This is a genomic window from Nostocoides sp. F2B08, assembly GCF_009184895.1.
Lineage (GTDB): Bacteria > Actinomycetota > Actinomycetes > Actinomycetales > Dermatophilaceae > F2B08.
Window position 1 is genome coordinate 501 of record NZ_WESE01000006.1, and the last position, 12507, is coordinate 13007.

Annotated in this window: 11 protein-coding genes; 8 read left to right on the forward strand and 3 right to left on the reverse strand. The window is 67.0% G+C overall.

Translation table 11 applies throughout. The features are described from left to right. The 6 genes from GA707_RS13790 to GA707_RS13815 all read left to right on the forward strand — a co-directional run. Window positions 1–583: alpha/beta hydrolase (locus GA707_RS13790; protein ID WP_226963802.1), on the forward strand; the 583-nt coding region annotated here is incomplete at its 5' end. Between the two features lie 219 nt (window positions 584–802). After that, window positions 803–1333, forward strand: coding sequence for a hypothetical protein (locus tag GA707_RS13795; protein ID WP_152179040.1), 531 nt, complete (start codon window positions 803–805; stop codon window positions 1331–1333). Between the two features lie 249 nt (window positions 1334–1582). Next, entirely contained in the window at window positions 1583–2035 is a 453-nt protein-coding gene (locus GA707_RS13800) for a cupin domain-containing protein (RefSeq protein WP_152179041.1), read from the forward strand. A 171-nt stretch (window positions 2036–2206) separates the two neighbouring features. Continuing rightward, window positions 2207–2869: an organomercurial lyase gene (merB, locus tag GA707_RS13805; RefSeq protein WP_152179042.1), complete on the forward strand. Its 663-nt coding sequence runs from the start codon at window positions 2207–2209 to the stop codon at window positions 2867–2869. Window positions 2870–3112: 243 nt separating this feature from the next. Beyond that, a complete protein-coding gene (locus GA707_RS13810; RefSeq protein WP_152179043.1) occupies window positions 3113–3724 on the forward strand; it encodes a hypothetical protein in 612 nt (203 codons plus the stop codon). A gap of 156 nt (window positions 3725–3880) precedes the next feature. Further along, complete coding sequence (locus tag GA707_RS13815; RefSeq protein WP_226963820.1) at window positions 3881–4432, forward strand: nitroreductase/quinone reductase family protein; 552 nt, start codon at window positions 3881–3883, stop codon at window positions 4430–4432. Here GA707_RS13815 and GA707_RS13820 read toward each other — a convergent pair. Next, window positions 4429–5172, reverse strand: coding sequence for a hypothetical protein (locus tag GA707_RS13820; protein ID WP_152179044.1), 744 nt, complete (start codon window positions 5170–5172; stop codon window positions 4429–4431). The genes GA707_RS13815 and GA707_RS13820 overlap by 4 nt on opposite strands. Before the next feature lie 196 nt (window positions 5173–5368). Beyond that, window positions 5369–6730, reverse strand: coding sequence for a hypothetical protein (locus GA707_RS13825; protein WP_152179045.1), 1362 nt, complete (start codon window positions 6728–6730; stop codon window positions 5369–5371). A gap of 913 nt (window positions 6731–7643) precedes the next feature. Here GA707_RS13825 and GA707_RS13830 point away from each other — a divergent pair. Further along, on the forward strand, window positions 7644–9080 hold the full coding sequence (locus GA707_RS13830; RefSeq protein WP_152179046.1) for a DUF6519 domain-containing protein: 1437 nt from the start codon (window positions 7644–7646) through the stop codon (window positions 9078–9080). A 186-nt stretch (window positions 9081–9266) separates the two neighbouring features. Further along, on the forward strand, window positions 9267–9893 hold the full coding sequence (locus GA707_RS13835; protein WP_152179047.1) for a DDE-type integrase/transposase/recombinase: 627 nt from the start codon (window positions 9267–9269) through the stop codon (window positions 9891–9893). A gap of 167 nt (window positions 9894–10060) precedes the next feature. On the opposite strand, the gene GA707_RS13840 is transcribed toward GA707_RS13835, so the two are convergent. Continuing rightward, window positions 10061–12289 carry a hypothetical protein gene (locus tag GA707_RS13840; RefSeq protein WP_152179048.1) on the reverse strand — a complete coding sequence of 743 codons (2229 nt, stop codon included), beginning with the start codon at window positions 12287–12289 and terminating at the stop codon, window positions 10061–10063. Between the last annotated feature and the right edge of the window lie 218 nt (window positions 12290–12507).

A 12507-nucleotide genomic window follows, 5' to 3' on the forward strand; every position in this document is an offset into this window, starting at 1 on the left:
GATGCTCCAACGGGGCGTTCGCCGACCACGAAGATGGGACCAGTCAGTGACCCGTAAGGCGATCCTCTTTCACGGCACCTCAGCGCATCCGGACGTGGTGTGGCTCCCGTGGCTGCGAGGGCGGCTGACGGAGCGCGGCTACGCCGTCGAGGCGCCGCACTATCCCAGCCTCAACGTCGAACCCATCGCCACCTTCCTGCCGACGGTGCTGGCCAACCACACCTTCGATGCGAACACCGTGCTCGTGGGTCACTCGGGCGGGGCAGCACTGCTGCTCGCGATCCTCGAGCACATCGAGACCACGGTCGATCAGGCCATCCTCGTCGCCGGCTACTGCACGCCACCCAACGACGAGGACGAACCGGTCCTCCAGGACAGCTACGACTGGGCGGCGATACGAGCCAATGTCCGCGACCTGTACTTCATCAACTCCCGCGAGGATCCGTACGGCTGTGACGACACGCAAGGTCGCGTCATGTTCGAGCGTCTCGGCGGCACCCAGATCGTCCGCGACGACGGCCACTTCGGAGACATCGACCAGCCATACGAGTCCTTCGAGCTCCTCGACAAGCTGATCGACTGACGCCCGCAGCAGGCAATGGCCTGCGCGCCCTCCACACCGGCGATACCACTGCGGAGTGGGTCACGATCTGCGGGCCTGGCAGGAGGCGTTGAGGCTCGGACGCGCGGAGATGCCGCGATTGGGGGCAGCCGTGCACTGGGGGTGGCGCTGCTGGAGAGACCGGTGGTTGATGTTCCGTAAGGTGGAGGGCTCGCGTTCGGGCTGGTCGAGGGGGTAGGCATGGATGTGCAGGAGTATCTGCGCGAGTTGGCGCAGGTGAACCGCAATGGTTTCGGCTTTCTGCTTGCCTACGGCTCGACCTGGCTCGCGGCTGCCGTGCTGGGGTGGCGCTTCGGGGAACGGGTCGGCACCTATGCGGCGCTGTTCCAGGGCATGGTGGGCCTGCCGCTCGGGCTTCTGCTGACGGCGGCCGCCGCGGATGGCCCGCGTCCCCAGGACGCGAGCTTGAACTCGCTGTCGATCTACCTCAGCACGGGGCAGTTGCTCATCCTGCCGCTGGTCATCGTCCTGGTGACCTTGGAGCGGTACACCGTCGCGGTCGGGGCACTCGCGGTGACGTTGGCGGTGCACTTCGTGCCCTACTCCTGGCTCTACTCCACTCCGATCTACATCGTGGTGGCGGCCGTTGTGGCCGTGGGGACCGCCGTCCTGATCGCTAGGGAGGGACCCGACAGGGCCACCGGTGCGCGAATCTGTGCCCTCACCGGCGCCGCCCTCATCCTCGGTGGCCTCGCCGCGGTGAGCAGCTGAGGCGTCGGCCAACTGCGCGTTCCTCGCCACGGGAGGCTCCGGTGGACGGTCGAGCCAGGAACTGACCGTAAAGACGAACGGAGTGCGACCTCAAACGGTTCAGAGCCCTCCACGGTGCGGACAACAGCCGGCGATGTGGGGCACCCCGGTGGTGGGCGATTCCGGCGGCGCGTTTGGTCCTGCATCGCATGACAGATCATCCCGTCGGTGGCACGCTGATGGCCGTAACGCATCCCACCAGGAGGAGTTATGTCCTCGCTTCTCATCCCGCCGTCGGGAGGCCGCATGGTCACCGCGCTCGGCTCGACCTACCGCGTGCTCACCGATGGCGCAGAGGTCTCGGGCGCCTACTCGGCGATGGAAGAACAGTTCTGGGGTGAGGCCACCCCGCTACACATCCACCCCGACGCCGAAGAGGTCTTCTACGTTCTGGGCGGGCTGGTGGAGGTGTGGGCTGACGGGGTGGTCTCGGAGGCCTCCACGGGTTCCTTCATCGTCGTGCCCAGGTCCGTTCCGCACGGTCTGCGTCGTCTCTCCAGCGAGCCGGTACGGATGCTCACGCTGGTCTCCCCACCAGGCTTCGAGCGGATCTTCGCGGCAGTAGCCGAGCACGGCGAGGAGGACTTGCTGGCGGATCCGGATCGGCTGATCGCGCTGGCCGCGCAGTACGGCACCACGATCGTGGGCGACTACCCCACCTGACCCCAGCCCCGCTCCGCGCGCACCTCTCGTCGCAGTCGCAGACAGGTCCCGCACCCGGCGGTGCGCAGCACGCCGGGTGGGTGCGCCGTGTCCTTGCGGCGGTCGAGATCGTCCGGCCTACCCACCTCGGGGCAGCTGATCTGGGTGAGGGCGTTGCCCTACGCTGCGGTGGTGGACTCCGAGGACCTGCGCATCGCCGTGTACGACCGGTTCCGGCACGGCCGGCTCCCCGCCGTGGCCGCCCTCGCCGTCGACCTCGCCGTGTCGGTGGATCAGGTCCGGGAGGGCCTGGAAGACCTGGCCGGGCAACGGCACCTGGCGCTCGGCGCGGACGGTGAGATCGCGATGGCTCACCCGTTCACGGCGGTCCCGTTGGGATTCTCGGTGATGGGTAAAGACACGCTGTGGTGGGGCGGGTGCGCGTGGGACTCGTTCGCTCTCGCGCACCTGCTGCCCGAGCAGAGCCCGATGCTGGTGGCCACGACCTGTCCCGCCTGCCAGGGACCGCACGCCTGGAGTGTCGACACCCGTGAGGCACCGCCTGGTGAGCAGGTCGCGCACTTCTTGGTGCCGGCCAGTCACATGTGGGACGACGTGGTCCACACCTGCGGCAACCAGCGGATCTTCTGCTCCGAGCAGTGCGTGAGCGCCTGGCTGGAGCGGACGGGCAACCAGCGCGGGTACGTGATGGACCTGTTCACGCTGTGGCGGCTCGCGTCCGGGTGGTACGCGGGACGGCTCGAGCGCGGCTACGTGCGGCGTGAACCGAGCGTCGCGGCCGACTACCTACGCAGCGTCGGACTCTCCGGACCCTTCTGGGGACTCCCAGACTGACCTCGTCCACCCAAGATCGCCACGCTGCCTCGACCGGCCGCACCACCGACGACAACATCAGGAGTCGCTCTCCCACGCCCAGCACCCGGCGGTAGGGGTCACCTCCTACATGCGCACCATGCTCATGCAAGGGCTGGCTGGCGTGGGCTCTCCAACCTTCCCGCCGCAGTTGCAGGGCCTGTAGACATAGCCATGGAATCAAGATCGAGCGCATACGGGGGACCCAGGGGCTCGGACTTCCTGATGACCGCGACGCCAATGGACATCGTCGTCAACCTGTTGCGCCTGGTCTCCGACAGCGTCGAGTCAAGAGAACGAATTGCGTTCGCCTCCACCCTTTCCCATGGCGAACATGCTTGGGTCTCAGAGACCGCGTGGCAGGCTGCCCACAGAGGACTTCACGTGGCTCGAGAAGCAAGCCTCGGTGGCTTGACCCGCGTCGATCTGGTGGTGGGCGGGACGGCTATCGAGTTCAAATCCACGTTCGGGGTGTGGACGTTTGCCCCGAACGCAAGCGCCGAGCGAGAACGATGGCTTGGCCCGGACGTGGTCAAGCTTGCTCGCGGGACGGCCCCAGGCGTTGTGGTCGTCACCGTTGCCGCACTCATGGCTGGCGTCCATCACCAGCGGAGGGCATTCAAGGTCGACTACGACCTGCAACTCCCGCGGGTTGGTGCGCTGTCGCCGATCCAGATTCTTGAAGCCGGCGTCATCGCAACTGAGCGGTTCCTCGAACCCCAATGCGTCCAGATCAGACGCGTGGATCTCGGAGCCGTGCCAGTAGCACCCGATGCTGGCCATGTGCTCCTCACCGCTGTCGTGGGTGCAGTCAACCGAGAGGCCATGGAGCTCTGATCGCAGCAGGTGCAGAACGCCATGACGCGACTACCCGGCGGTGTGCAGCGGGTCTTGGCTCAAGGCATGTTCATGGCCATGGAAGCCAGCCCGTGGGCGTGGGACGCTAGGGGCGTGGGGTGGTGGAGCCAACGGCGGGCCCGGCGACTGCGGGCGATGTATGCCGGGGGTCGCGGCAACGCCGCGGCGCGCCGGTTGTCCGCCTTGTGGTCGCGCGTTCTCGCGTCGGGCCTGGCCCCACGACGATGGGTGCGCCTCGACGTGGTTGGCCGGCGCTCGGGGCAGGTGCGCTCGTTCCCCCTCGGGCTCGCCGACGTCGGCGGGCAGTGGTTCGCCGTCTCGATGCCCGGTGAGTGCGCCTGGGTGCGTAACGTGCGAGCCGCGCACGGCGAGGTCGTGCTGCGAGGGGCGGGGATGGGGTCCGGTGCGACTGGTCGAGGTTCCAGTCAACGACCGGGCCCCGGTGCTGCGCCGGTATGTGCAGAAGGTTCCAGGAGGCCGACCCCACATTCCCGTGCCGGTGGGCGCCCCACTCGCCGACTTCGAGGCCGTCGCAGCGAACCTGCCCGTCTTCCGAATCGAGCCGCGGTGACCGCACAGCGCGGGTCCGTCAACTGCTGGCGGCAGAGGCAAGTGGGTCGTCAGGCGGCGATGTGGGGCATCTGGCCGATGTATGTCGAGACCCTGGAAAGCGCGTTCGGAAGTTAGATCGGAACGAGGACTCCGAGGCTGGAGAAGACGATGAGGGTGATGAGGAAGGCCCAGCCGCCGGTCAGGCGGCGTGCACTAGACGGGTCGGGTCGGGCACCGAAGAGCACGTAGAGCGGCACCACGAGCACCATGACGGGGGTCAGGCTCAGCCACACCCAGGCCCACCGGGTAGCCCACCGCGGCTCTGGTCCGCGCCCTAGGACGAGGAAGAAGCCGGCGAGGAGAACGAACGGCAGCACCATCCAGTTGCCGGGCAGTTCCCAGCGACCAAAGATCGCCCCCGCGCTCGCCTCCGTCGGCTCCGCGAACGTCACAGTGAGCCCTGGAGCCTCCATGCGGAGAGGGTCATCGACTGGTCCGATGACGACGGCGTCTGCCTCGGCACCGGCCAGGGTGTCGCTGTTCAGCTCCGAAACCGACGTGGTTTGCCAGAGCCGGGTCACGCGGCTCGGCCAGCCGGTATCCCAGTACACGTGCACCACTGCCACGCCCTGAACGGCAGGGTCGATGCCGTCCGCACCGCCGAGGCCGCCCTCGATCCGTACCTCGGTGACGGTGCCCTGCCGCAGCGCCTGCTGCAAGTCACTATAGGAGGTCTGCAGATGCCCCTGGACGGCGAACACAGCAAGCGTCAGCACCGACAGCGCCAGCACCGACCACCGAGCAACCGGCCACCACGACGGCGGCTGCTCACCCCCGCGCTCCACCCCCGACGCCGACACCACCGTCTCCGACATGATCGGAGTCTAGGGACCCCGGGCCAAGCCCGCGCGCTACGCGGCGCCGTGACGCCGCCTGGAACCCGCTTGCGCCCAACTGCCGGCGGTGTGACTCACCTTCAGGAGCGGAAGTCCGATGCACGCCGGCCTGTGTGGCTCGTCGGCGTGCAGCACCCGCTGCCGGGGGCTCCCGGATTAGTTCTCGGCTGTGGCGCTACTGATCCAACATCCAGGTGTAGATGTCGTTCTCGGCGCCGGCCGCGTAGGTCCTCGTCCATGAGTCGTGGTCTACGTCGGGATAGGTCGTGAGGCGGGCATCACGGGGTGTCGGCGAGGTGCAAGCTTGGAGCTCGGTGATGGGTTCGATGCTGCCAGCTGGGTTGACGACGTCATCAGCCTCGCCGTGAAACGCCCAGAGTGGCACCTCACCAAGTGAGCAGCTCGCGGTTGCCCAGGCCGGACGACCTTCTCCGGCGATGGGGACAACCGCGGCGACTTGGCTTCCACCGTGCTCGGCCACATACTCCCAGGCACCGAATGCGCCGCAGCTCAAACCGGTCAGGTAGACGCGTGTCGGGTCGACGTCGTAGGACGCGATCGCGTAGGAGAGGAACGCCTGGATTTCGCCGGGTGTGAAGCACAGCGAGCCTGTCGCCGGGTTGCCCAGCTCGTGCTGGACGGCCATCACGCACGAAGCGCCAAACTCGACCCCGTCACATGCGTCGTACGCGGAAAGGTCTCCGGAGATCTCATGCTGGGGTGACAGTACGACGGAGGGCCGCTCGTCTGGCCAGCCATCGTTGGCTATGAAGTACGGGATCGCGGTCGACGCAAGGAGCGCCAGCTGTTCCTCGGAGCCGTCCCCGCTCTCGCCGAAGCCATGCAGGAACACCAGCAACGGGCTCGATCCGTCGTCTCCGTAGCTGGGCGGCAGGTACTCGCTGTACCCGAGGGGGGAGCCCGTGGTGCCCCGGGGGTGCAGCGTGACGCGCTGCGAAGAGTCGCTGATGCCCACCAGATCCCCCGCGTAACCACAGAAGTCGCTGAAGGAGCCCGGGTGCGGACCACGAACTTCGAGACCGAGGAAGTCGACGAACGCCGCGTCGGGGTTGGCGTCCCCGCCGGTGTCGAACAGCAGATGCCGCCAGATGGCACCCCGGTCCCGGACCACGACCCGACCGGAGGAATCCTCGATCACGAAAGGCTGACCGGTCTCGAGCGAGGCGATCTCATAGACCGAACCTTCGACCTGAGTGGCCTTGACCTCACGGTAGGAGGACTGCCCACGGACGACGAACCATTCGCCGGTGAGGGTGTTGGTGTGCACCTCTATGTAGGACCCGCGGGCTCGTACGAAGAACACGGACTCGTCGCGGTTCTTGCCGACCCGGAGGCTGGCTGTCGACTCGAACTGCGCCTCGACGTGCACGGGGTACCCGCAGTCGGAGTAGTCCCAGGAGTCGGTGCCTTGAACGGGCTCCAGCTTGATCACCGTCGCGGCCGCGGGAACAACGGCGGTCCCGGCGAGAAGGAGCGAGACGACGACCGCCAGCCAACCCGCTCGCCGCACGGGCATGGCACCTCTCCCCGCCGCCCATGCCGCCCCCGTCGCTTTTGCTACCTCCATCGTCACATGCCGCATGATGTTCTCCTTCCGGGAGTCAGGGGCGACAGACCGAGCACGAACCCCTACGGTGGCGCTGACTGGTATCCGTCCGGTATCGACCTCGCGCCGAACGACGACTAGGGGCTCGCTGACCGCGGGGCCGGAGCCGCTCAGAATTCCTCGCAGGTGAAGGCGTCGGCTCACCGGCCGCGGTATCCGCCCGAGGCAGGCGACGTATCCCAGCGGTATCCGTCGCCTGCAGGCCACCTCCAAGACCCGCGACCTGCCCCCTTTGTGGGCGCGGGGACCCACCAACGCGGTGCGGTCGACTGCCGGCGGTAGGACGCACGAAGGACGGTTGTCGCACCTACCCCTCCGACCGCTTCACGGGAGTGACTGAGGAGGTTGGGTACGCGATGTCATGTCAAGGTTGTTCGCACGACTTCCGAGACTCGAATGGTGACCTTCGGATTCGGCAAGTCCCGCCCAGACAGCATCCTCACGCTCGAGCAGATCGCCGGCGAGGAACGTGGGGATGGCCTCCGCGTTCGCGTCTGGGATAGATGCGTCGCCGAGCGTTTGTCCCCTCAAGGACCGAGGGCACCATCCTCCGTGACTTGGAGCAGCAGCCGCCATGCCGGGCCTGAGGTCGATGAGGCCTTGGCGGTGGGCGCCAGCAGTATGGACCCGAAATGAGGTCGGTAGTGGAGCGCAAATCCTACTAACCTCTCAACGACCGGGTCCCCGCCTGCGGCGCCGGCAGAGGCCAGGCAAGCAAGCACCTGGCGGCGGATAGAGAGAGGACGAACCTGCGCCCCTCATCAACCGTAGGACCTGCTGCGGGCCTACCGTGATAAGAAGCTGCCGACTCTTGGGAGAGGCGATGAAGGGCGACTTCACACGCGACACGTTCAACAGCCATCGGCACTACACACGTGTCCTTGCGCAGCAGGGTCGCATGCAGCTCGACGCCGACTTGAATGAGCAGTCCGCGATATCACAGCATCTCCTACAGACCCTGGCTGCTGATCTGATCGGCCCGCACGGCGGTCCTCTCGCCAACTGCGGCTTCAAAATCATCAGCGACGCAAGCACCCTCAACGCCCTAACCAACGACCTTGGCCAGCCGCTGCCACCCGATCGGCTGCAGGAGATCAAAGCGCGCCTTGCTCGTGGAGATTTCCTTATCGGACAGGGTCGCTACTACGTACATGGGCGCCTCGCCCAGTGCGACACGTGGACCACATACAGCGAGCAGCTCGGGTATCCCTTTGGCGAGGACACCGCCGTGGACAATCTGCTCGGCGTCGACAATATGCTGATCTATCTGGATGTTTGGGAGCGTCACCTGGCTGCTGCCGAGCGGCCGGAACTGCTCGACGCGGCCCTCGACGGCCTCGACACCAGCACCCGCAGTGAGCTGGTTTGGCAGGTTAAGGTGAGCCGCGGCGAGACCCCCCGCAAGTGCGCTCACTACCAGTCCCTGGCACGTGAGCGACTGCCGCTGTTGCGTGCAGCCGCGCGCACGCCTGAGAAGCTCGACGGTAAGGGCGAAATCTACTCGGAGGCCCGGTACCGCGGCGCCGAGAACCGGCTGTACCGCATCGAGATACAGCGCGGCGGCACCGCCCGCGCAGCAGCGCAATCCGAGGGTGGCGCTAGTTTCTCCTGGTCTCGTCAGAACGGCTCGGTTCTCATTCGAGTCCTGAGCCACTTCTTCGACGGAAGCGCGACAGTGCTCGAGCTGGCGGACTTCGGCCCCGACGGACGCACCGCTTTGACGGTCGGCGACTGGGTTCAAATCGTCGATGACGGAAGCTCCCTGCGCGGTTCACCTACGCCCATGCTTCAAGTGGCGAGGGTCGACTCTGACAAGCGAACAGTGTCCCTTACAGGGTTCGCCGACGACACTGGCAGGGACCCGGCAATGAACCCTGCACTACGCCGCTGGGACCACGTCGTCGCCGACCACTCCACCGGCGACGCCGGCGCGCTCCTCGTGCGTGAGGCCACGGACCCCGACGATGCGTGGATAGAGCTCGAGGATGGCGTTAGCGTTCAGTTCCTGGCTTCGACTGACGGGAAACCACACGACTACCGCACGGGCGACTACTGGCTCATCCCCGCCAGGACCACGATCGGCGCCGTCCTCTGGCCCGAGGAGACGGTCGACGGCTCCTGGTTGCCGATGCCCAGGCCCCCTGAAGGGGTAAGCCACCATTACGCCCCGTTGGCGATCGGCAGCCTCAGCGCCAATGGGGCCTGGACGTTTACGCGCGACTGCCGACACCAGTTCAGCCCCATGTCCTCACCCGTCTAAGCGAATCTCAGAACAGACGACTGGTTCGTTCGAGGCAGCCATTCTCAGCCCTGAAGCGACGGAGTCTCGCCCGCCGGAGTGCGGGCGCTGCATCGCGAGGCGCTGGTCGAGAACGCCAAGAGCAAGCCGGCGTGGGGGCATCGAAAGGTGTGGGCGACCTCCCGCCATCATGGACACCGGTTATCGATGTCGAGCGTGTTGCGGGTGCTCACCGAGGCCGACCTGGTCCAGCGGGCCGACTATCAGCGGGAGCGGCGCAAGTTCGCAGGGGAACGCAAGGCGGCGTTCGCGGTCACCCCGACCCGGCCGAACCAGGTGTGGCAGTTCGACTTCAGCGAGTTCGAGACGATCGCCGGGGGCACCTGGCGGGTGGCGGGGGTCGCGGACTACTGGTCCAAGTACGAGTTCGGGTGGCACTGGTCACCGACGGCCAACAGGCACGACGCGATCGCCGCGGTCGAGCTGGCCATCGTCGAGGCCGAGTCGATGCTCGGGCACCCGCTGGCGGACCTGTGCCCGATCGATCCGGACCCCGGTGAGATCCTGCACGCGGTCACCCTGGTCAGCGACAACGGCGGCCCGTTCCGCTCCCACGCGTTCGCGACGTTCATCGCCTCCCGTCCCGAGCTCAAGCACGTCCGGATCAAGGTCCGCACCCCCGGGCAGAACGGCGCGCGAGAGGGGGCGTTCCAGTCACTGAAGTACCAGGGCCTGTACCTGGAAGAGATCGCTGACCAACTCGAGCTGGTCCCGATCGCGGAGACCTTCCGCGTCGAGTTCAACAAGATCCGACCCCACGAGCACCTCTCTTGAAACTTCCCCTACGAGGTCCACACCGGCATCACCGACCCGACGATCCCCAACCTTGACCGACCCGAATTCGTGCCGACTTCTTGACGCGGGACATGTTCGACAGCGACGAAACAGGTGCTGTCAGCGTGGTCCCGGGCGGAATCTGCCCGCCCGGAGTGTCTCCCCGGTTAGGACACCAGTTGGCTGATGGTCGCCGGTTCGAGGGGCTGGACCGAGAACAGCTGTACCGTCGTTGCGTTGCTGCTGATGGCGAACGAGCCGTCCACGTCCATCCCGACCATGGGCCCGTGGTAGACGCCGGCACGACGCGGGGTGTCGGAGCCTCCCCCGTCGACCACGAGCATCTCAGCGTTGGCCGTGCGTGCCAGCACGAGTGTCGATGGATGACCGGGCATTAGGGCAACCGCCACGGCGTCGTCGACGCCGGCGGCGGCGGCGATGCGGGCAGCCTCCGGTGGGTGCGGCGGGAGGGGCTGAGGGTTGAGTGCGACTTCGCTGCCTGGTTCCACCGCCAGCACGGGGTCGTCCTCATCTGGCCGGAACTCCTCCACCACGAGGTCCTCGCCGAGGAGGCGCGCCACCACGGCGTGTCCACCGACGTCACGGACTGCTGCTGCGTCGGCAGGGCCGAGGTCGGCCAACCAGGTGAACGTGACAGTCACGATCTCGGTGTCCGCGGGCAGGTCTTGCCCGGACGCCCGTTCGATGATGAAGTCGCTGAGAGTCGGTGCCCGGCCCAGGAGCGCCGGCACTGCGATGCGACCGCGATCGTCGGCGACGACTTCCAGGTGCAGCCCTCGCCCCTGGACGCGGATCGCTTCCCCCGGGTGGAGGCCGCGCATGGTCAGGAGGTGGCTGTCCAGTCCGATGGTGGCGTTCAGTGCAGCCATCCAGTCCTCGTCTTCCAGCGGGACTGGACGGAAATCCTCGGGTGTGAGAGCTGCGCCAGTGGCGAGCTTGAGCCACGGTCCATCCAGATGGAGGCAGTTCTCTAGCCTGTTCACTTGGACGTCGACGTTACCGTCACCATCGACACGGATGTCCGGGATGCCGAGATCGATGAGGCGGCATCCACGGGCGGTCGAGACCAGGATGCGGATCTCGCTGGGGACGGTGGCGGCCAGGCCTAGGGGTAGGTTGATGGAAGCTCCTGCCGTACTCAGACTCATCCATGCCTCGTACTTGGCGTTGGGCGCCATGATGTGCGCAGTGCACAATGCACCGGCATCCGCAAAGCCGGCACCGGCTGTTGCCCGCAATGTTGGGTCTGAGCGGTGGAAGGTTCGGGGCGGTGAACCGTCGCCGGTGCGCGCCAACTCACGGCAGCTCAACCACACCACCGGGCGACCGAAGCGGTGCACCGACAGATCGAGCAGGCCGCGGTCAGCGTCGGGGGCAGCCCTGACGGGGCCACCGAGGGTCATGCCCGCTGGGCTGGCTGTGATGCCCGCCCATTCCGCGCGGGCTCCGAGGAACGACGGCGGCGGCGGCAGTGGCACGTCGAAATAGAAGCTCTGCGCGCCGTCGTGGACCGCGTCGGGGATCCGGTCACGCAGGAAGTTCCTGAGCAGTTTCCGCGCCAGTCGCTCGAACACGCTCGCAATGCCAGAGAGGTTGACGCCCCAGCTGATGGCCAGTCGCAGCAAGGACGGCGGATGGAACTGGGGGATCGCGGTGGCGACTCCGTTGACCTCGCCGACGAAGCTGAGGTCGAACGACAGCGTCAGCGCCAGCGACGGTGCAGCCCCCTGGGGCTGCCATACCACGCGGGTCGGCAGTCCGCGGGGCAGCCGACGCTCGATCATTCCGATGGCCTCGTCAGCGTCGAGGAAGACTCCCCAGTCCTGTCCTGGACCGAGGCGAGGAGAGGCCGGCCCATGGGCGCCGAACCGCAGCGCTACTACCCCCTGCCCGTGCACCAGGTCTGCTTCTGACGGGGCGAGCGGTGTCAGGGCCGTGACCATGGGCGCCACGTCGATGAGTTCCCCGTTCAGGGAGGCCAATCTGGCATCCAACGCGGCTTGGACGGCAGCCCGCAAGGGCCTGGGTCCAGGCAGCGCCGAAGCATCCGACAGGGCGCGCGCGATGACCAGTTTACGGTCCACCACAGCCAGGCGGATGACTACCCCGATGATGGCTTGGTGGGTCGGGGCCGGCGCGTTGGGATGTGCCATCACGTCGTCGTCGGTCACCATGTGGACGCCCACGTCCAGCCGGACGTCGACACCGGCGCCGGGTACGGTGGTGAAGCGCGCCGACTGGTCGACTGTGTCGACGTGGTCGACAGACACCGCAGGCACAGGCGACGCGACGCACAGGGTGAACAGGTGCCGTTGAACCTCTTCCGTCACCGCCTGCGCCAAGACACTGTCCCGAACCTGCACCTCGATGGTCATGACAGCCTCCGCAAGACCAGGATGGTGGGCCAACCTACTCCCATTCCTCGGCCAAGGCCAGAGTTAATGCGTGTCGCAGGGGTTTGCCCGCGCCGAGTCCACGGCATCACCGCCCCAAGGGGACAACGCCGTCACTTCCCGGCACGCGAGGCCAGGCAGACCTGGCGACGCCTGGGAGGCCGCACGGTCCTGTACGGCCTCGGCAGGCATCAGCCGGT